The sequence below is a fragment of the Variovorax sp. H27-G14 genome (assembly GCF_046156345.1).
In the GTDB taxonomy this organism is placed as follows: domain Bacteria; phylum Pseudomonadota; class Gammaproteobacteria; order Burkholderiales; family Burkholderiaceae_C; genus Variovorax.
Window position 1 is genome coordinate 98,263 of the sequence record NZ_JAYLVN010000018.1, and the last position, 20,737, is coordinate 118,999.

Sequence of the window (20,737 nt, forward strand, 5' to 3'; positions counted from 1 at the left end):
GCGCCGCTTCACAGTGGCGGCAAGGGCCGTGACGGCTTGCGCCGATCACGCCTTCCTTCCCGCTTCGGTGCCGGCGGCTTGCCCGTCCCCTCTTGCCCGAAAACCAGCGTGCTCTTCACACGCTCCACGCCCCCGGCCGTGACCACGCCGCCCGCGGCTTTCTCCAGCTGCTCGACCATGCGCGCGATGCGGTCGGCCACGCTCTCGTTCGACAGCTTCTCGCGGAACAGCTCGACCATCAGCGGAAACGAGAACGGCGTAGGCCGCGCGAGCGGCTTCAGCACCAGCTGCTGCGTGGCCATGCGCACGAGGCTTTCGCGCAGGCGGCCGATTTCCAGCTCCTGCGCCAGCAGCTCCTGCTCGGCCTGCTGCAGCAGCTTGTTGTCGGGGTCGTACTTGCGAAACACCTCCCAGAACAGCGACGACGAGGCCTGCAGTTGCTTGCTGCTGCGCTTCTCGCCCGGGTAGCCCTGAAAGATCAGCCCCGACACGCGCGCAATTTCCCGAAAGCGCCGCTGCGCGAGTTCACCCGCGTTGAGCGACGCCAGCACCTCGTGCAGCAACACTGCATGCGCCTGCGCGCCCTCGCCTTGCGGCAGACGCAGCACCTGCGGCAGCAGCGTGGGCCAGTCGACATCGGTCGCGCTCAGCAGCTCGAAGCCGTAGTCGTTCACGGCAATAGAGAAAGTACGCGCCTCGTGCTGCGCGACGCGCCACGCCAGCAGGCTCGCAAGCCCCAGGTGCACATGCCGCCCCGCGAACGGATACAGGAACAGGTGCGAGCCCTCGCGCGTAGTCAGCGTCTCGGCCAGCAGCGTCTGCGGCGTGGGCAAGGCCGACCACTGCTGTTGAATTTCGAGCAGCGGCCGCACGCAGCGCAGCTCGGGCGAGTCGTAGCGGCCTTCGTCCGCCAGCGCCAGCTGCTGCACCACTGCGTCGGCCAGCGTGTTCGACAAGGGCATGCGACCGCCGTTCCAGCGCGGCACCGCCGCGCGCTTGCCGCTGGCGCGCCGCACCCAGGCGGTCATGTCGTGGATGCGCACCAGCTCCAGCAGGCGGCCGCCGAACAAAAAACAGTCGCCGGGCTTCATGCGCGCGACAAAGCCTTCTTCCACGCTGCCGATCTTCGCGCCGGCCAGGTACTGCACCGCCATGCTGGCGTCGCTCACGATGGTGCCGATGTTCATGCGGTGCCGCCGCGCGAGCCGCGCATCGGGCACGCGCCACACGCCCTCGGCGTCGGGCACGGCGCGCCTGTAGTCGGGGTAGGCCGCGAGCGAGGCGCCGCCCTGCGACACGAAGTCGAGGCACCACTGCCAGCTCTCGCGCGAGAGGTTTTGGTAAGCCGCCGTGGCGCGCACTTCGGCGTACAGGTCGTCGGGCACGAAGCCGCCGCCCAGCCCCACCGTCACCAGGTGCTGCACCAGCACGTCGAGCGGCTGGTCGGGCGAATGGCGTGCCTCGATATGGCCGGCCGCAATTGCCGAGCGCGCGGCCGCGCCCTCGACCATCTCGATGCTGTGCGTGGGCACGAGCGTGATGCGCGACGGCCGACCTGGTGCGTGGCCCGAACGGCCCGCGCGCTGCAGCAGCCGCGCCACGCCCTTGGGCGAGCCGATCTGCAGCACGCGCTCGACGGGCAGAAAGTCTACGCCCAGGTCCAGGCTCGACGTGCACACCACCGCCTTCAGCTCGCCGCTCTTCAAACCCTGCTCGACCCATGCGCGCACCTCCCGGTCGAGCGAGCCGTGGTGCAGCGCGATGGTGCCGGCCCACTCGGGTTTGGCTTCGAGCAGCGCCTGGTACCAGATCTCCGACTGCGAGCGGGTGTTGGTGAACACCAGCGTGGTCTTGCTGCCGGCGATTTCCTCGATCACCTGCGGCAGCATCGTGAGGCCGAGGTGCCCGCCCCACGGAAAGCGCTCGGCGCGGCCGGGCAGCAGCGAGTCGATGACGAGTTTCTTGGGCACCTGGCCCTGTACCAGCACGCCGTTTTCATGGCCCAGCAGGGCGTGCATGGCCTCGCGCAGGTTGCCCAGCGTGGCCGACATCCCCCAGACCGCGATGCCCGGGTTCCAGCGCCTGAGCCGTGCCAGCGCGAGCTGCACCTGCACGCCGCGTTTGTTGCCCAGCAGCTCGTGCCATTCGTCGACGACCGTCATGCGCACATGGCCGAGCACCTCGCGCGCATCGGCGCGCGCGAGCAGCAGCGACAGGCTCTCGGGCGTGGTGACGAGCACGGTGGGCAGGCGCTGGTTCTGCGCACTGCGTTCGGCCGAAGATGTGTCGCCGCTGCGCGCACCGGCGCTCCACGGGTGCACCTCGGCGCCCAGGGCTTCGAGCGGCTGGTGCAGCGCGCGCAGGGTGTCGGCCGCCAGGGCGCGCATGGGTGTGATCCACAGCACGGTGAGCGGCGGGGCCGCGGGGCGCGCCGTTTCTTTTCGGGCTCGCGATAAGGCCAGCAGCGCGGCGAGCCACACGGCGTAGGTCTTGCCCGCGCCGGTGGTGGCGTGCAGCAGGCCGGACTTGCCTTCGGCGACGGCCTTCCACACTTCGCGCTGAAATTTGAAGGGCTTCCAGGCGCGCGAGGTGAACCAGGCGTCGAGCGCGGCTTTGACGGCCTTCGCGTTGCTCCTTCCCCTTCCGGGGGAAGGCTGGGATGGGGGCACGCGGCCTTCAACGCCGCGCGGTTTCAGAGGCCGCTTGCCCCCACCCCGGCCCTCCCCCGGGAGGGGAGGGAGCAATGCGGGGTCCGACTTTGCAGTCATGTCGGCAGCAGCGCAGCCAGCGTCTGCAAGGTGTCCGCCTCCGCCACCGGCTTGTCCTCGCGCCACCGCAGCATGCGCGGGAACCGCACCGCGATGCCGCTCTTGTGGCGCGTGCTGCGCGCGATGCCTTCGAAGCCCAGCTCGAACACCAGCGTCGGCTTCACGCTCTTCACCGGCCCGAAGCTCTCGAGCGTGGTCTTGCGGATGACCGCGTCCACGCGCCCCATCTCCACATCGGTCAGGCCCGAGTAGGCCTTGGCGAAGGGCACCAGCTTGCGGTCTTCCTGCTCGGGCGGGCCGTCCCACACGGCGAAGGTGTAGTCGCTGTAAAGGCTGGCGCGTCGGCCGTGGCCGCGCTGCGCGTAGATCAGCACCGCGTCGATGCTCAGCGGCTCGATCTTCCACTTCCACCACACGCCCACGTCCTTGGTGCGGCCCACGCCGTACTGCGCGTCGCGGCGCTTGAGCATCATGCCCTCCACGCCCATGCTGCGCGCCGCTTCGCGCTGCCGCGCCAGGTCGTTCCAGTCAGCACCCGTGAGCATCGGGCTGGGCAGCAGCGACGGGTGCTGCATGCGCGCGACAAGTTCGTCGAGCAGCACGCGGCGCTGCGACTGCGGCAGCGCGCGCAGGTCGCGGCCTTCCCATTCGAGCAGGTCGTAAGCCAGCAGCACCACCGGAATTTCGCGCAACAGTTTGGGCCCCAGCGTCTTGCGGCCGATGCGCCGCTGCAGCTCGGCAAAGGGCTGCACGCGGCCTTCACCCTGGCCCTCAGCCTCGGGCAAGGCCTCCTCCCTGCGCCACACCGCGATCTCGCCGTCGAGCACGGTGCCGTCGGGCAGGGCCTCGCCCAGCACCGCGAGTTCGGGGAAGCGGTCGGTCACCAGCTCTTCGCCGCGCGACCACACCCACACCACGCCCGCGCGCTTCACCAGTTGCGCGCGGATGCCGTCCCACTTCCACTCGACTACCCAGTCGGCCGGCGGCCCCAGCACCGCATCGAACTGCGCGAGCGGCAGGTTGAATGGATGCGCGAGAAAGAACGGATACGGCTGCCCGCTGGTCTTTTGCACCTGCTCCGCACTCGACTCGGGCGCGATCAGCGTGAGGTAGTCGCCCTGCTGCGGCCGCGCGCCGATGTGGGTGTAGCCCATGAGCCGTTGCGCGACGCGCTTGGCGTCGATGGCGCCCACGGCAGCCAGCGCCTGCGTGACCTGCAGCTTCGACACGCCCACGCGAAACGCACCGGTGATGAGCTTGAAGTACACCAGCCGCTCTTCGGCCGCGAGCTGGCGCCACTGCGCGCGCAAGGTGTCGGCGAGCTGATCTGGCGCGGTCTTGGCGGTGTCGCGCAGCGGCAGCAGGTGCTGCTCGACCCAGACCGCAAGGCCGAGCGCGTGCGTCTCGCTGGGCGGCGGCAACAGCAGCGCGATGGTCTCCGCAAGGTCGCCCACGGCGTCGTAGCTTTCGTCGAACAGCCACTCTGGCAGGCCGGCCGATTCCTGCGCGAGCAGGCGCAGCAGCTTGGTGGGCACGAGCTGGCGCGGCTTGCCACCCGCCAGGAAGTAGACGGCCCATGCGGCATCGGCGGGGTCGGCCTCGCGCAGGTAGCGCTGCAGCGCGGCCTGCTTCGCGAGGTTGGAGGTGCTCGCGTCCAGCTCGCGGTACAGCGCGGCAAAGGCCTTCATGTGTCGGCTCCTTCCCCAGTTGGCTCCGCTGGGGGAAGGCTGGGATGCGGGCCGGCGGCGTCTGCATCGGACGGTGACTTGGCAGCCTCCTGGTCGTCTTCATCCCCGTACTCGGTCTTGAAGCCCTGCGCGTCCAGCCCGTTCTCCGTGAGCCACCGCACCATCACCTGCACGCTGCCATGCGTGACGAACACGCGCTCGGCCCCCGTGCCGGCAATCGCCTGCTGCAGGCCCGGCCAGTCCGCGTGGTCGGACATGACGAAGCCACGGTCCACGCCCCTGCGCCGGCGCGTGCCGCGCAGCTGCATCCAGCCGCTCGCGAACGCATCGGCGTAGTTGCCGAAGCGCTTCATCCACGGCGTACCCTGCGCTGACGGCGGCGCCAGCACCAGCGCGTGTTTCAGCATGGCCGCGTTCACACCCTCGTCGCTCACGCGAAAGGTCGGCGGCAGCGCCACGCCCGCGGCGCGGTACACCGCATTGAGCGGCTCCACCGCCCCGTGCACCACGATCGGCCCGATGCTCGCGTCCACCCCGTGCAGGATGCGCTGCGCCTTGCCGAAGGCATAACAAAACAGCACCGACGCGCGTCCCGCTTCGGCATTGGCGCGCCACCAGGCGTCGATCTGCGCGCACAGCACGGCCTGCGTCGGCCAGCGGTAGATCGGCAGGCCGAAGGTCGACTCGGTGATGAAGGTGTCGCAGGGCACCGGCTCGAAGGGCGGGCAGGTGCCGTCGGGCTCGGTCTTGTAGTCGCCGGACGCCACCCACACCCGCCCGCCATGCGCGAGCCGCACCTGCGCCGAGCCCAGCACATGGCCGGCCGGGTGCAGAGACACGCGCACGCCGTGGTGCTCGATGGCTTCGCCGTACGGCAGCGTCTGCAGGTTGATGTCCTGCCCGAGCCGCGTGCGCAGCGTACCGGCGCTGTCGGTGTGGGCCAGGTAGTGCGCATGCCCCACGCGTGCATGGTCGGAGTGCGCGTGCGTGATGACCGCGCGGCCCACCGGCCGCCAGGGGTCGATGTAGAAATCGCCGGGCGGGCAGTACAGCCCTTCGGGCCGGGCGACGACGAGATCTTCTTGCAGTGCGGGCATGGCACGCCATCGTAGGCGCAGCCCGGTGGCCGTGGCGCCGCGTGGCAGCCGCGAGGCGCTGTCGTCCGGCGCCTACTCCGCAGGCTCTTTCAGTGGGCTATATCAGCGGGCTAAATCGGCGGGCTATTTTTTCGGCCGGTTGCTCATCATCTCGAGCATGTTCATCTTCATGCCGTTCGACATGACCATGTCGCCGGGCTTCTGGTCGGCCTTGCAGGGGCCGATCCATTTGGCCTCCATGACGCTGGTGCCTTCGGCGCGCCCCATCAGCGGCGGGTTGTAGGTCGACTGGCTCTCCATGCGGTAGGCCGAGCCGAAGTCCCCGCTGAGCACCGCGTGCGAGGTGGCGGTGGTGTTGCCGATCTTGCAGACCGAGTCCATCACCAGCCTGGCGCCGTCGGCGCGCAGCTCTTGCCGGGAACACATGTCCTTGCCCATGCCCTGGCCCATGTCGCGCATTGCCTTGTCGCTGGCCGCGTCGATGCACTGCTGCATGGTGTGCGCGCCGGCCGGACTTTTTCCGGTGCCCTCCCCGGTCTGAATTTCCCAGAGGCCGGGCTTGCGCGCCGGAAAGTCGAGCGCGAACGCGGGGCATGCAATGGCGCCGGCCCCAAGGCAGGCCACGGCAATGGACAGGCGAATCTTCATGGCGGGCTCCGCATCGGTGAACAGCAATGCTCGGGTTGTACCGCGGGCACCGGCGCGGTTCCATACCGCAATCGGCCTACGCCGGGACTTACGCCGGCCCTTACGCCCGAACTTCCGCCCGAACTTATGCCGGCCGTGCCAGCGCCGTCGCGCGCGCGGGTGCCCGCTGCCGCGTGGCAATACCGAGCGCCACACCCAGCGCGAAGCCGCCCATCACGTCGATCAGCACATGCTGGCGCACCGCCATCGTCGAGTAGACGATGCCCACGGCCCACGCCACGTTGACGATGCGCAGCCACGCGGGCGCACCCACCGCGCGCAACTGGCGTGCGAGCGCCACGCATGCGAACACCGAGAACGACACGTGCAGCGACGGAAAGGCATTGCCGGCCGAATCGACCATCTTCAGAAACTGCGGCGACGTGCCCGGCATGGTGTCGACTGCAAAGTTGGGAATGGCCGTGGGCATGAACCAGAACACCAGCAGCGCCAGCACCGTCATGGCCGCGCAGCCGAAGGAGAAGCGCCACAGCTCGGGCTTGTCCTTGGCCAGCAGCACCGGCAAGGCGATGTAGCCCCAGAGCGAAAGATAGACCGGCAGCAGCGCCGGCCAGAAGGCGATGCGGTGGTCGATGGCGGTGAGCGGCAGCACCCAGGCCTGGCCCGCGTTCTTCATGATCCAGAAGTACAGCGGAAAGAAGCCGATGGTGGCGACCAGGTTGCCGGCCAGCTTCAGCGGGAACAGCGTGATGCAGCGGTGCCAGAGGGCGCTCAGCCAGTGCTGCGTCGTTGAGGTGGAAGCGCTTTTCGCGTCTGGTGTGGCTGGATGAATGGGCGTCATGGCGGCATGGGCAGCGCGCCGCGCGCTACCAGGGCGTCCACTTTAATTCGCTTTGCGCCGACGCCACCGTGCGCTCGATGAAGCGCACGCCGCGCGCACCGTCTTCCACACGCGGGTAGTCCGCAGCCAGCGGATCGGCCGGCTGGCCCGCGCCCCGCGCGCGAATGTCGGCCGCCACGCCCGCATACACATTGGCAAAGGCCTCGATGAACCCTTCAGGGTGCCCCGCCGGCAGCCGGCTCGCGCGTTGCGCGGATTCGCACAGCCACGGCGCGCCGCGCGTCAGCACGCGCTTGGGGCCGTCGTGCGGCAGGTGCATCAACAGGCTCGGCTGCTCCTGGTGCCATTCGAGCGTGCCCAGCGTGCCCGACACGCGCAGGCGCAGGTCATTCTCCAGCCCGGTGTTGATCTGCGATGCAACCAGCACGCCGCGCGCGCCGCCCTTGAAGCGCAGCAGCAGGCTGGCGTCGTCGTCGAGCACGCGGCCCGGCACCAGCGCGCCCAGGTCGGCGCAGAGGCTCTCGATGCCCAGCCCGGTGACGGTGGCCACAAGGTTTTCGGCATGCGAGCCGATGTCGCCGATGGCGCCGGCCGCGCCGCTGCGCGCGGGGTCGGTGCGCCAGTCGGCCTGCTTGTTGCTGCCGCCTTCCACATGGCTCGCAAGCCAGCCCTGGTTGTATTCGACGACGACCTTGCGGATGTCGCCGAGCTGGCCCGAGCGCACCATCTCGCGCGCCTGCCGCACCATGGGGTAGCCGGTGTAGTTGTAGGTGACGCCGAACACGGTGCCTTGCTTGCGCACCGTGGCGACCAGCGCATCGGCCTGCGCGCGCGTGTGCACCAGCGGCTTGTCGCACACCACATTGAAGCCCGCTTCAGCGAAAGCCTGTGCCACCGGAAAGTGCACGTGGTTGGGCGTGACGATCGACACGAAGTCGATGCGCTCTTGCGCCGGGCGCTTCAGCTCGTCGGCCAGCAACGCCTGCCAGTCGCCATGGTTGCGCTCGTCTGCCAGGCCAAGGTCGCGGCCCGAGGCGCGCGCCTTGTCCGGGCTCGACGAGAGTGCACCGGCGACCAGCGCAATCCGGCCGTCGAGCGCCATGGCCTTGCGGTGCACAGCACCGATGAAGGCGTCGCGGCCGCCGCCGACCATGGCGTAGCGCAATGGGCGAAGAGGTGTGTCGGTCATCAGTCGTCTCGGTGTTTCTGAATCTGTTCCCTCTCCCCTCGGGGAGAGAGCCAGGGTGAGGGATTGGGCCTTTGCGAGCGCATTGCCTTTGCCGGCGCCGCCGCCCTCACCCCGACCCTCTCCCCAGGGGGAGAGGGAGTGAAGCGATCGGCCATGAGGCCGATGGCATTCAGAAGGGCGAATTCGGGTGGTAGAAATCCTTGGCGTTTTCCTTGGTGATCAGCACCGAAGGAATGATCGTCGTCGCCGGCAGCTTCTCGCCCTTCAGGCGCGCTTCGGCCGTGAGCTTGATCGCGTCGTAGATGAACTTGGGCGAGTAGCTCACGTCGGCGCCAATGCGCTTGTCCTTGCCGTCCATGATGGTCTTGACCATGTCCTTGGCGCCCGCGCCGCCAAACACGATCTTGATGTCGTCGCGCTTGGCCTGCGCAATGGCCTTGAGCACGCCCACGGCCATGTCGTCGTCGGCGGCCCAGATGGCGTCGATCTGCTTGAAGCGCGTGAGGTAGTCCTGCGTGACCTTGAAGGCGTCGTCGCGGTTCCAGTTGGCGTACTTGGCGTCGAGCAGCTTGATGTCGGGGCTGCCCTTGAGCACGGCGTTGAAGGCGTCCATGCGCTCGTTGTCCAGCGTGGTGGCGATGCCGCGCAGCGCGACCACGTTGCCCTTGCCGCCGAGCGTCTTCACGATGTACTCGGCCGGGATCTTGCCGAAGGCGGTGTTGTCGCCGGCCACGTAGGCGTCTTGTGCGCTGGTGTCGGTCAGGCCGCGGTCGACCACGGTGACGTAGGCGCCCTTGGCCTTGACCTGCGCGACCGGCTTGGTCAGCGCGGCCGATTCGAACGGAAACACGACCAGCGCGTTGATCTTGGTGACCGTCGACAGGTCCTGCAGCTGGTTGGCCTGCTCGGGCGCGTTGGCTGCGGTCTTGATCGTGATCTTCAGGTCCTTGTGTTCCTTCTCCAGGTCCTTCTTCGCCTGGTTGGCCCAGTAGTTGATGCCGCCCATGAAGCTGTGCGTGGCCGCGGGAATCGAAACGCCGAGGTTGACCTTTTCCGCGGCAAGCGCGGGCAGGCTCGCGAATGCTGCGGCGGCAACTGCCGTGAGAGCGATGCGTCGGGTGAAAGTTGTCATGCTGGATGTCTCCTCTTGGTGGGTGGAACGGAACGAGAAAAACTAGCGCCGGCCGCGCTGCAAGAACGCGACGATGATGATCACGAAGCCCTGCACCGCAGCGTTCAGGTACACGCTGATGATGCTGGTGAGGTTCAGGATGTTGCTGATGACCGAGAGCAGGATCGCGCCCACCACGGTGCCCGTGATGCTGCCCGCGCCGCCCTTGAGCGCGGTGCCGCCAACGATCACCGCGGCAATGGCTTCGAGCTCCCACAGCAGGCCGGTGGTGGGCGAGGCCGAGCCCAGGCGCGGCACGTACAGCAGCGTGGCAATGCCCACGCACACGCCCAGCAGCACGTAGGTCATGATCTTCACGCGGTCGACGTCCACCGCCGCGTAGCGCGCCACCTGCTCGTTGGAGCCGATGGCCTGCACGTAGCGCCCGTAGGCCGTGCGGTTCAGGATGACGCCGCCGATGATCGCCACGATCACGAACACCCACACCGGCACCGGAATGCCCGCCAGGCTCGCGTAGTACACGGGTGCATAGAGGTCCGACAGGTCGTTGTCGAGCGTGAGCGCGCCGCCGTCGGCAAAGTAGGTGAGGTACGCGCGAAAGATGCCCAGCGTGCCCAGCGTCACGATGAAGGGTTCGATACGGCCCTTGGTAATGAGCAGCCCGTGCGCCAGGCCAAACACCGCGCCCAGCACGATGGCCAGCACCGCCCCCATCACCACCGCCAGCAGCGGCGAGCCCGACGCAGGCCCGGCCCAGTTGATGAACATGATCACGCTGCCGGCAATGAGCGCGGCCATCGAGCCCACCGACAGATCGATGCCGCCCGAGATGATCACGAAGCACATGCCCACTGCAATGATGCCGATGAAGGCCGTGCGCGTGAGCACGTTCATCGCGTTGTCGACGGTGGCGAAGTCACTGTTGAGCAGCGTGCCGGCAATGCACAGCAGCACCAGGCCGATGACCGGGCCGAGGCCGTGCAGGCGCTCTGTCCAGCGCGGCTTCGTTTCGCTGCGGTGCGCTGCTGCAGCCTCGGGCTGCTTGGCCTGCTCAGGCGGCGACGGGGGAGTTTGCGGTTCCAGTGGCATGAGCGATGAGCTCCTCTTCGGTCAGATGATTCGCGTCGAGCGTGGCAACCAGCTTGCCTGCGCGCATCACCGCAACGCGGTGGCACAGGCCGATGAGCTCCATCAGCTCCGACGAGACGACGATCACCGCGAGCCCTTCGCGGGCGAGTCGCTGGATCAAAAAATAGATGTCGCGCTTGGCGCCCACGTCCACGCCGCGCGTGGGCTCGTCGAGCACCACCACCTTGGGGCGAGGCTGCAGCACCTTGGCCAGCGCAAGCTTCTGCTGGTTGCCGCCCGAGAGCGAAGAGGCCTTGACGTCGAGCGAGCCGGTGCGAATGCCGTAGTCCTTCACCGCCTCGGCCAGCGCGCCGCGTTCGGCCTCGGGCTTCAGCCAGGGCTGCGCATAGCGTTCGAGCGCCATGAGCGTGAGGTTCTGGCGCAGGCCGAAGTCCACATGCAGGCCCTTGCCCTTGCGGTCTTCGCTGAGGTACGTGAGGCCGTGCTTGGCGGCGTCGCGCGGGTTGCGCCAGCCTTTGTTGTGGGGCACGGGCTGGCCGAGCATTTCCACGGAGCCGCTCGCGGGACGCAGGCCCAGGAGGCCTTCGAACAGCTCGGTGCGGCCCGCCCCGACCAGGCCCGCGAAGCCGAGGATCTCGCCGGGGCGCACCTCGAAGCTCGCGCTCTGCGCCCAGCCGGGCACGCTGAAATCGCGCACGCGCATGGCGGGCGCATCGGTGTCCACGACGAGGTCACGCGGCGGATACAGGTCGGCCAGCTCGCGGCCCACCATGAGGTTGGCCATCTGCTGTCGCGTGACGTCGGCGGTGGGCGAGCGCGCAACGAAGCGGCCGTCGCGCATCACGATGACCTCGTCGGTCACCTGCGCCACCTCGTCGAGCTTGTGCGAGATGTAGACGATGGTCACGCCGTCGGAGCGCAGTTGCGCGATGAGCTTGAACAGGCGGTCGGTCTCGCCCGGCGTGAGCGTGGCGGTGGGCTCGTCCATGATGAGCAGGCGCGCACGGCGGGCAATGGCCTTGGCAATTTCTACGAGCTGCTTCTCGGCGACGATGAGCTTGCGCACCTTGGTGCGCGCATCGACCTGCAGGCCGACCGCGGCCAGCGCTGCGGCGGCGTCGCGCTCCATCGAGGCATCGTCGAGCAGCCAGCCTTTTTTCTTCTCGTGGCCCAGGAAGATGTTCTGCGCCACGCTCAGGTCTTCCGCCAGGTTGAACTCCTGGTGGATCAGCACGATGCCCAGCGCCTCGGCATCGCGCGAGCTGGTGAACTGCTGCGGCTGGCCGTTGATGCGCAGCGCGCCGCCGGTGAGCGCCTCGTAGCCCGCAAGGATCTTCATCAGCGTGGACTTGCCCGCGCCGTTCTCGCCGAGCAGGCCGTACACGCGGCCAGGCGCCAGCGCAAAGCTCACGCCGTGCAGCACCTGCACCGGGCCGAAGGCTTTCACCACGCCGTCGAACTCGACGGCGACGCTGCCCTTGGGGTTGTCTGCTGCACTCATGGCGCCACTCCGCGAACTTTCAGGGTCTCGTGCATCGCGAGCACGCCGGCGCCGACCAGGCCGCCCTGCGTGCCCAGCGGCGTGTACTGAATCTCCAGGTGCCGCGTGGAAAGCGCCAGCGAGCGCTGGTACACGCTTTGGCGCACGGCGGCCAGAAACAGCGGCCCGATGCGCGTGATGCCGCCGCCGATGAACACATGCGACGGATTGAAGAAGTTGACGACCGACGCGAGCATCTGGCCGATCAGGCCGCCCGCGCGCTGGATGATCGCGTTGGCCGCCGTGTCGCCGCCGCGGCTGGCCTGGCCCACGTCGACGGCGTCGATGTGCCCGTGCAACCGCAGGCACTCGGCCAGCGCCGTGCTCTCACCCGCTTCGGCGGCCTGCACTGCCATGCGCGTGATGGCCGGGCCGGCCGCCATCGCCTCGACGCAGCCGACGTTGCCGCAATGGCAGCGCGGGCCTTCCTGGTCGACGCAGATGTGGCCCACGTCGCCGGCCGAGCCTGCCGCGCCGCGGTACACCTCGCCGTGGCAGACGATGCCGCAGCCGATGCCGGTGCCGATCTTGATGACCAGAAAGTTGTTTAACGAGCGCTTCAGGCGCCACAGTTCGCCGAGCGCCATGAGGTTGACGTCGTTGTCGACGAACACGGGTGCGGCGTAGTCCTCGCGCAGGTAGTCGCGCACCGAGAAGCTGTCCCACGCCGGCATCAGCGGAGGGTTCACCAGCTGGCCAATTTCGAAGTTCACCGGGCCAGGCACGCCGATGCCGATGCCCAGCACGTCCTTCGCGCTGGCGCCGCAGCGCGTCAGCAGTTCGCGCATGAGGGCGCGCACGCGGGCCAGAACGACGGCCGGGCCCTGGCGCACATCGGCGGGTTCGTCGTGCTGGGCAAGCACGGTGAGGTCGGGGCGCAGCACGGCAACATCGAGGCTGGTGGCACCGATGTCGATGCCCACGAGCACACCGAGTGCGGCATGCAGCTGGAGGTTTTCGGGGCGGCGCCCACCCGAGGAGCGTTGCAGGCCGGCTTCGGCCAGCAGGCCCTGCTCGACCAGGCCGGCAATCAGCCCGTTGGCCTTGCTCTTGGAAAAGCCGAGTTGTTCGGCCATGGCATGGCGCGAGCCGCCGGCCGACCAGAAGGTCGTTTCCAGCAAGCGCATTTCATCGGCGGTGATGCCACTCCAACGTGCCACGCGTCTTGTCTCCGGTGCTCTTGTTGTCTTCGCCGCGAATACTAGGGGCATGGCTTCAGCCAGACAAGGCTGAACTTCGACCAAATTCAGGCCAATGCCGTGCTCGTTCGTCCTGCGATCGGCCCGGACGCAAAAAAGCCGCCCGAGGGCGGCTTCTTGTTGGCAGAGCCCAAGGGCTCTTGCTTGCTTACTTCTTCTGGCGGTACTTGCGCAGGGCTGCGATCTGGGCGGCCATCACGGCCAGCTCGGATTGCGCCATGGCGATGTCGATGTCGCTCTTCGCGTTCTTCAGCGCTTCTTCAGCCGCCGCCTTGGCCTGGTTGGCCTTCTCGTCGTCGAGGTCCTTGCCGCGGATTGCGGTGTCGGACAGCACGGTGACGGAATTAGGCTGCACTTCGAGAATGCCGCCCGCCACGAAGACGAACTCTTCCTTGCCGTCGGCCGTCTCGATGCGCACCGCGCCGGGGCGGATGCGCGTGATCAGCGGGGTGTGACGCGGATAGATGCCGAGCTCGCCGGCTTCACCGGGCAGCGCGACAAACCTGGCTTCGCCCGAGAAGATCGACTCTTCCGCGCTGACCACGTCGACGTGAATGGTGTTTGCCATCTGGTTTTCCTTGGATGCTGCCGCGTGAGGTCCGCGGTCAGGCCATCTTCTTGGCTTTTTCGAACGCTTCGTCGATGCCGCCCACCATGTAGAACGCTTGTTCCGGCAGGTGGTCGGCTTCGCCGTTCACGATCATCTTGAAACCACGGATGGTTTCGGCCAGCGGCACGTACTTGCCGGGCGAGCCGGTGAACACTTGCGCCACGAAGAACGGCTGCGACAGAAAACGCTGGATCTTGCGAGCGCGCGCCACGGCGAGCTTGTCGTCGGGAGCCAGTTCGTCCATGCCCAGAATCGCGATGATGTCGCGCAGTTCCTTGTAGCGCTGCAGGATGCCCTGCACGGCGCGGGCCACGTTGTAGTGCTCTTCGCCGACCACGTTCGGGTCGAGCTGACGCGAGGTCGAGTCCAGCGGGTCCACGGCGGGGTAGATGCCCAGCGAAGCGATGTCACGCGACAGCACCACGGTGGAGTCCAGGTGGGCGAAGGTGGTGGCAGGCGACGGGTCGGTCAAGTCATCCGCTGGCACGTACACGGCCTGGATCGAAGTGATGGAGCCGACCTTGGTCGAGGTGATGCGCTCTTGCAGACGGCCCATTTCTTCGGCCAGCGTGGGCTGGTAGCCCACGGCGGAAGGCATGCGGCCCAGCAGTGCGGACACTTCGGTGCCGGCCAGCGTGTAGCGGTAGATGTTGTCCACGAAGAACAGAACGTCACGGCCTTCGTCGCGGAACGACTCGGCAATGGTCAGGCCGGTCAGCGCCACGCGCAGACGGTTGCCCGGGGGTTCGTTCATCTGGCCGTAGACCATGGCCACCTTCGACTCTTCGAGCTTCTCGAGGTTCACGACGCCGGAGTCGGCCATCTCGTGATAGAAGTCGTTGCCTTCGCGGGTACGTTCACCCACACCGGCAAACACCGACAGACCCGAGTGAGCCTTGGCGATGTTGTTGATGAGTTCCATCATGTTCACGGTCTTGCCCACGCCGGCACCGCCGAACAGGCCCACCTTGCCGCCCTTGGCGAACGGGCACACCAGGTCGATCACCTTGATGCCGGTTTCCAGCAGGTCTTGCGAAGGCGACAGTTCGTCGTACGCGGGGGCCTTGCGGTGGATCGATGCGGTGAGCTCCTGGCTGACCGGACCACGTTCGTCGATGGGCGCGCCCAGCACGTCCATGATGCGGCCCAGCGTGGCCTTGCCCACGGGCACCGTGATGGAGGCACCGGTGTTGGTGACGATCAGACCGCGGCGCAGGCCGTCGGACGAGCCCAGTGCAATGGTGCGCACGATGCCGTCGCCGAGCTGCTGCTGCACTTCGAGGGTCAGCGCGCTGCCTTCGAATTTCAGTGCGTCGTAAATCTTCGGCATCTGGTCGCGCGGGAACTCCACGTCGACCACGGCGCCGATACATTGGACAATTTTTCCTTCAGCCATGGCGTTTCCTTCTGGATCTCAATAATGTTGCGACAGGTTCTTGCAGAAGCGTCCTTTTGCCTTTGCGGGCCGCTTTTGCAAGATTGCCGGACGGGCCGGCACCCTTGAATGGTCAGATCAGCACTTGTCGGCTCTGGCTTGCGAGGGCGTCCTCGTCAGGCCAGGGCCAGCCGCGTGCTTCACTGACGCGCCTCGGTTACACGCCCGCCGCAGCGGCCGCACCGGACACGATTTCGGACAGTTCCTTCGTGATGCCAGCCTGACGGGTCTTGTTGTAGACCAGCTTCAGCTCGCTGATCACGTTGCCCGCGTTGTCGGTTGCCGCCTTCATGGCCACCATGCGCGCCGAATGCTCGGACGCCATGTTCTCGGCCACGGCCTGGTACACCAGCGATTCCACGTAGCGCACCAGCAGCTCGTCGATCACGCTTTGCGCATCGGGTTCGTAGATGTAGTCCCACGAATGATGTCCCGACTCGGTCTGCAGCGTCTCGGCCTTCAGCGGCAGCAGTTGCTCCACCATCGGCTCTTGCTTGATGGTGTTGATGAACTTCGTGTAGCACAGGTACACGGCCGACAGCCTGCCTTCGGCATAGGCGTCGAGCAGCGTCTTGACAGGCCCGATGAGCTTGTCCAGATGCGGCGTGTCGCCCAACTGCGTCACATGGGCCACCACGCGGGCGCCAATGCGATTCAGGAAGCCCAGACCCTTGCTGCCGATGGCGACCGACTCGACCACGTTGCCCGCTGCCTGCGCTTCGCGCAGCTTGACCGTGACGGCCCGCAGCAGGTTGGTGTTCAAGCCGCCGCACAGGCCCTTGTCGCTGGTCACGATGATGAAACCGACGCCCTTGGCTTCGGTTGTCTTCATGAACGCGTGGGTGTACTCCGGGTTCGCCTTGCCAAGGTTGGCCGCAATGTTGCGGATCTTTTCGCTGTAGGGGCGAGCGGCGCGCATGCGTTCCTGCGCCTTGCGCATCTTGGAAACCGAGACCATTTCCATGGCCTTGGTGATCTTCTTGGTGTTCTCCACCGATTTGATCTTGCCGCGGATTTCCTTACCAGCTGCCATGAGAGCTCCTTCTTGCGTCGATCAAGGCGTCGATCAGGCGAACGACTTCTTGAACGCGGTGACAGCGGCCGTCAGTTCAGCTTCCGCTTCCTTGTCGAGCGCCTTGGACTTCTCGATCTTCTCGAGCAGCGGGGCGTAGCTGGACTTCAGGAACTGATGCAGACCGTGTTCGAACGGCAGCACCTTCTTGATGTCCAGGTCGTCCATGAAACCCTTGTTCACGGCGAACAGCGTCGCGCCCATCAGCGAGACTGGCAGCGGGCTGTACTGAGCCTGCTTCAGCAGTTCGGTCACGCGGGCACCGCGGTCGAGCTGCTTGCGGGTGGCTTCGTCCAGATCGGAGGCGAACTGCGCGAACGCAGCCAGCTCACGGTACTGCGCCAGGTCGGTACGGATACCGCCGGACAGGCCCTTGATGATCTTCGTCTGGGCCGACGAACCCACGCGCGACACCGAGATACCGGCGTTGATGGCGGGGCGGATGCCTGCGTTGAACAGGTTGGTTTCCAGGAAGATCTGGCCGTCGGTGATCGAGATCACGTTGGTCGGCACGAAAGCGGACACGTCGCCGGCTTGCGTTTCGATGATCGGCAGTGCCGTCAGCGAACCGGTCTTGCCTTTGACCGCGCCCTTGGTGAAGGCTTCGACGTAGTCGGCGTTCACGCGGGCTGCGCGTTCGAGCAGACGGCTGTGGAGATAGAACACGTCGCCGGGGTAGGCTTCGCGGCCTGGCGGGCGGCGCAGCAGCAGCGACACCTGGCGGTAGGCCACGGCTTGCTTGGACAGGTCGTCATAGACGATCAGCGCGTCTTCGCCGCGATCGCGGAAGTACTCGCCCATCGTGCAGCCCGAGTAGGCCGACACGTATTGCATGGCGGCCGATTCCGAAGCGGAAGCAGCAACCACGATCGTGTAGTCCATGGCACCGGCTTGTTCCAGTGCGCGCACCACGTTCTTGATCGACGAAGCCTTCTGACCGATGGCAACGTAGATGCAGGTCACGCCCTGGCCCTTCTGGGCAATGATCGCGTCGATGGCGACGGCGGTCTTGCCGGTCTGGCGGTCACCGATGATCAGCTCGCGCTGGCCACGGCCGATCGGCACCATCGAGTCGATCGACTTCAGGCCGGTCTGCAGCGGCTGGTCGACGGACTTGCGTGCGATCACGCCCGGTGCGACCTTTTCGATCACGTCGGTCATCTTGGCGTTGACAGGACCCTTGCCGTCGATAGGCTGGCCCAGTGCGTTCACCACGCGGCCGATGAGCTCGGGGCCCACGGGCACTTCCAGAATGCGGCCCGTGCACTTCACGGTGTCGCCTTCGGAGATATGTTCGTATTCACCCAGAATCACGGCGCCGACCGAGTCGCGCTCGAGGTTCAGGGCCAGACCGAACGACGGCGTGCCATCGGCGCTCGGCGGGAACTCGAGCATTTCGCCTTGCATCGCATCCGACAGGCCGTGCACGCGCACGATGCCGTCGGTCACCGACACCACGGTGCCTTCGTTGCGGATGTTCGCGCTGACCCCGAGGCCCTCGATGCGGCTCTTGATCAGTTCGGAAATTTCTGCGGGATTGAGTTGCATGACTCTTTCCTTCTTTCTTTGTAAGGCGATGGAGACCGTCAGGCCGCCAGCGCAACTTTCATTTGTTCAAGGCGCGCTTTGACGGAGGTGTCGAGCACCTCGTCGCCGACCACCACACGAATGCCACCGATCAGTTCCGGCTCTTGCTGGACCGTGACCTGCAGCTTGCGGCCGAAGCGCTTTTCAAGCACCGCCGACACAGTGGCCAAGGCCGCCGCATCGATCGGGAACGCGCTGTAGACCACGGCGTCGGACGAACCGCTCTTCGCGTTGGCCAGTGCCCGGAACTGCTTCGCAATTTCCGGCAGCACCGAAAAACGCCCGTTCTCGATGAGCGCAGCCAGAAAGTTCTGGGCGGGGGCGGTCAGCGGTGCACCGAATGCACCGGCGACCACGCCGATCACCTGTTCGGCCGTGGCCTTGGGGTTGTCGGCGAACTGCCGGAGCTCGGAGTTGGCCGCGATGGCGGCCATCTTTTCGAGCCAGGCGCTGGTTCCAGCGACGTCGGACGACGACGCCTTGAAGAGCGCCTCGGCGTAGGGGCGTGCAATGGTGGCGAGTTCTGCCATGGCTTCTATCAGAGTTCGGTCTGCAGACGGGCGAGCAAATCGGCGTGGACGCCTGCATTCACTTCCTTGCGCAGAATCTGCTCTGCGCCCTTGACGGCCAGTGCGGCAACCTGCTCGCGCAGTGCTTCACGGGCCTTCAGTGCCTGCTGGTCGGCTTCGACACGTGCGGCTGCAACGATCTTGTTGCCTTCCTCGGTCGCGCGGGCCTTGGCCTCTTCAACGATGGCCTGGGCGCGACGTTCGGCGTCGGCAAGACGCTGTGCGGACTCGTTGCGTGCCTGACCCAATTCGGCTTCCACGCGCTTGTTGGCGGCGGACAGCTCGGACTTGGCCTTGTCGGCAGCAGCGAGGCCTTCGGCGATCTTCGCAGCGCGGTCGTCCAACGCTTTCGCGATCGGCGGCCACACGAACTTCATCGTGAACCCGACCAGGATCAGGAACACGATCATCTGAACGATCAGGGTACCGGTAATGCTCACTTTTCACCCTCTCTATGGGATTGAATCGAAGCCATTCGCTAGGGGATCCAGGGAACGACGACGCAGGTCCGACGAGAAAGAATTACTTCGGCAGGAGAGCGATCTGGGCGAGGAACGGGTTGGCCGTTGCAAACCACAGAGCGATACCGGTGCCGATAATGAAAGCAGCGTCGATCAGACCAGCCAGCAGGAACATCTTGGTTTGAAGTTCACCCATGAGTTCAGGCTGACGTGCGGCCGACTCGAGGTACTTGCTGCCCATGATGCCGATGCCGATACATGCGCCGACAGCGCCGAGACCGATGATCAGGCCGGCGGCCAGTGCAACAAAGCTAATAACTTCCATGATGACTCCTAGAGGACTTTGGTTGAAGAGAAAACAAAAAACAGAAACGAAAACGGTTGATCAGTGCGATCAGTGCTGCTCGTGGGCCTGGCCGATGTAGACCAGCGTCAGCATCATGAACACGAAGGCTTGCAGCGTGATGATCAGGATGTGGAAGATGGCCCAGGCAGTGCCCGCGATGATGTGGCCGATGGCCAGGCTGATGCCGGTGGCCGACAGCGTGAAGGCGCCGCCCATCAATGCGATCAGCAGGAAGATCAGCTCGCCGGCGTACATGTTGCCGAACAACCGCATGCCGTGAGAGACCGTCTTGGCGACGAACTCGATCATCTGCATGGCGAAGTTGAAGGGGTACAGCGCCCAATGGTTGCCGAAGGGTGCGGTGAACAGCTCGTGAACCCAGCCGCCAACACCCTTGATCTTGATGTTGTAGTAGATGCAGATCAGCAGCACGGCCACCGACATGCCCATGGTCACCGAGAGGTCGGCGGTGGGCACGACGCGCAGATAGGCGTGGTGCGGGTCTTCACCGACGATGCCGAAGATCTTGGCCCAGATGGCCGGGAACAAATCGACGGGGAACAAGTCCATTGCATTGAGCAGGAAGATCCACACGAAGATCGTGAGCGCCAGCGGAGCAACGAACTTGCGGCTCGTGGCGTTGTGGACGATGCCCTTGGCTTGCTGGTCGACCATTTCGACGAGCAACTCGACAGCCGCTTGAAAACGACCGGGAACGCCCGAAGTAGCCTTGCGGGCAGCAAGCCACAGCAGCCAGCAACCCAGCACGCCGAGCAAGATCGAAAAGAACAGTGAGTCGAAATTGAAAACAGTCAGGTCCGCAACACCTCCAGGCTTGGAGCTTTGCAGGTGCGTCAAGTGGTGAACGATGTATTCACCCGCGGTCTGACCATGTTCCGCAGCGTTTTCAGCAGCCATTCCGTTACTCGTCTCTCTGTTTCCGGCGCCGGGGCGAGAACATCACCGCCAACCAGGCCGCCTTCATTGTCACCACCAAGCCGACCAGCATTGCAGGCCAGCTCAGCGCCGTAATAAGCCTTGGCGCAGCGATCAGCATCGCCACCGACAAGGCCATCTTGACCATTTCCCACAGGAAGAATCCGAACACCGCAGTGCCAGGATTCAAGGAAGAAAACCGACCGGTCAGCCCACGTGCGAAGACCGCAGATGGAACAACCACCGCGATCGCACCGTAAGCGGCGGACCAACCCAGATTTTGCCTCCCCGTCAGTCCCCAGGTGGCCAGAGCCACCACCAGACCGACAACCAACTGACCCGCGACCACCCGCCAAGGGGAGACCGAAGGGTTCTTTGCTCGCAGTTCACGCGCCTGTTCGGCGGTCAACGGCTTGAATTCTGCATCGAGGTCTTCAGCGACCTCCGAGTCTTGACGGGCGATTGTTTTCATTTCGAATGAAGCCCGGATGACGACCCAGCATTTCTACAAAGCCATTGATTATAAGTAA

Annotated in this window: 19 protein-coding genes; all 19 read right to left on the reverse strand. The window is 66.0% G+C overall.

From position 1 onward, the window contains the following. Positions 1-8: 8 nt before the first annotated feature. Positions 9-2,768: a ligase-associated DNA damage response DEXH box helicase gene (locus tag VLK31_RS29120; RefSeq protein WP_409171966.1), complete on the reverse strand. Its 2,760-nt coding sequence runs from the start codon at positions 2,766-2,768 to the stop codon at positions 9-11. Beyond that, positions 2,765-4,456, reverse strand: coding sequence for an ATP-dependent DNA ligase (locus tag VLK31_RS29125; protein ID WP_409171967.1), 1,692 nt, complete (start codon positions 4,454-4,456; stop codon positions 2,765-2,767). The genes VLK31_RS29120 and VLK31_RS29125 overlap by 4 nt, the downstream gene beginning before the upstream one ends. Beyond that, entirely contained in the window at positions 4,453-5,553 is a 1,101-nt protein-coding gene (locus tag VLK31_RS29130) for a ligase-associated DNA damage response exonuclease (protein ID WP_409171968.1), read from the reverse strand. The genes VLK31_RS29125 and VLK31_RS29130 overlap by 4 nt, the downstream gene beginning before the upstream one ends. 123 nt (positions 5,554-5,676) lie before the next feature. Beyond that, entirely contained in the window at positions 5,677-6,201 is a 525-nt protein-coding gene (locus VLK31_RS29135; protein ID WP_409171969.1) for a DUF3617 domain-containing protein, read from the reverse strand. A gap of 124 nt (positions 6,202-6,325) precedes the next feature. Continuing rightward, positions 6,326-7,042 (reverse strand): phosphatase PAP2 family protein, encoded by a 717-nt coding sequence (locus VLK31_RS29140; RefSeq protein WP_409171970.1) that lies wholly within the window; start codon positions 7,040-7,042, stop codon positions 6,326-6,328. A 25-nt stretch (positions 7,043-7,067) separates the two neighbouring features. Next, positions 7,068-8,231, reverse strand: a complete 1,164-nt coding sequence (locus tag VLK31_RS29145; RefSeq protein WP_409171971.1) for a Gfo/Idh/MocA family protein — start codon at positions 8,229-8,231, stop codon at positions 7,068-7,070. 169 nt (positions 8,232-8,400) lie between these two features. Further along, a complete protein-coding gene (locus VLK31_RS29150) occupies positions 8,401-9,363 on the reverse strand; it encodes a substrate-binding domain-containing protein (RefSeq protein ID WP_280811936.1) in 963 nt (320 codons plus the stop codon). A 42-nt stretch (positions 9,364-9,405) separates the two neighbouring features. Further along, positions 9,406-10,452 (reverse strand): ABC transporter permease, encoded by a 1,047-nt coding sequence (locus VLK31_RS29155; RefSeq protein ID WP_409171972.1) that lies wholly within the window; start codon positions 10,450-10,452, stop codon positions 9,406-9,408. Continuing rightward, positions 10,415-11,953 (reverse strand): sugar ABC transporter ATP-binding protein, encoded by a 1,539-nt coding sequence (locus VLK31_RS29160; RefSeq protein ID WP_409171973.1) that lies wholly within the window; start codon positions 11,951-11,953, stop codon positions 10,415-10,417. The genes VLK31_RS29155 and VLK31_RS29160 overlap by 38 nt, the downstream gene beginning before the upstream one ends. Then, positions 11,950-13,119 carry an ROK family protein gene (locus VLK31_RS29165; protein WP_409172003.1) on the reverse strand — a complete coding sequence of 390 codons (1,170 nt, stop codon included), beginning with the start codon at positions 13,117-13,119 and terminating at the stop codon, positions 11,950-11,952. The genes VLK31_RS29160 and VLK31_RS29165 overlap by 4 nt, the downstream gene beginning before the upstream one ends. Positions 13,120-13,339: 220 nt before the next feature. Next, positions 13,340-13,759, reverse strand: a complete 420-nt coding sequence (locus VLK31_RS29170) for a F0F1 ATP synthase subunit epsilon (protein ID WP_409171974.1) — start codon at positions 13,757-13,759, stop codon at positions 13,340-13,342. A 37-nt stretch (positions 13,760-13,796) separates the two neighbouring features. Beyond that, the gene (gene atpD, locus VLK31_RS29175; protein WP_409171975.1) at positions 13,797-15,197 is read right to left on the reverse strand and encodes a F0F1 ATP synthase subunit beta; all 1,401 of its coding nucleotides are present in this window, start codon (positions 15,195-15,197) and stop codon (positions 13,797-13,799) included. 196 nt (positions 15,198-15,393) lie between these two features. Next, positions 15,394-16,269, reverse strand: a complete 876-nt coding sequence (atpG, locus tag VLK31_RS29180) for a F0F1 ATP synthase subunit gamma (protein WP_409171976.1) — start codon at positions 16,267-16,269, stop codon at positions 15,394-15,396. Between the two features lie 33 nt (positions 16,270-16,302). Then, positions 16,303-17,856, reverse strand: a complete 1,554-nt coding sequence (gene atpA / locus VLK31_RS29185; protein ID WP_409171977.1) for a F0F1 ATP synthase subunit alpha — start codon at positions 17,854-17,856, stop codon at positions 16,303-16,305. A 38-nt stretch (positions 17,857-17,894) separates the two neighbouring features. Beyond that, on the reverse strand, positions 17,895-18,425 hold the full coding sequence (locus VLK31_RS29190) for a F0F1 ATP synthase subunit delta (protein WP_409171978.1): 531 nt from the start codon (positions 18,423-18,425) through the stop codon (positions 17,895-17,897). Between the two features lie 8 nt (positions 18,426-18,433). Next, positions 18,434-18,904 carry a F0F1 ATP synthase subunit B gene (locus VLK31_RS29195; protein ID WP_007830193.1) on the reverse strand — a complete coding sequence of 157 codons (471 nt, stop codon included), beginning with the start codon at positions 18,902-18,904 and terminating at the stop codon, positions 18,434-18,436. Between the two features lie 82 nt (positions 18,905-18,986). After that, complete coding sequence (gene atpE, locus VLK31_RS29200; RefSeq protein ID WP_093443444.1) at positions 18,987-19,250, reverse strand: F0F1 ATP synthase subunit C; 264 nt, start codon at positions 19,248-19,250, stop codon at positions 18,987-18,989. A 69-nt stretch (positions 19,251-19,319) separates the two neighbouring features. Further along, entirely contained in the window at positions 19,320-20,189 is an 870-nt protein-coding gene (gene atpB, locus VLK31_RS29205; protein ID WP_409171979.1) for a F0F1 ATP synthase subunit A, read from the reverse strand. A gap of 4 nt (positions 20,190-20,193) precedes the next feature. Further along, entirely contained in the window at positions 20,194-20,679 is a 486-nt protein-coding gene (locus tag VLK31_RS29210) for an ATP synthase subunit I (RefSeq protein ID WP_409171980.1), read from the reverse strand. Positions 20,680-20,737: the final 58 nt, after the last annotated feature.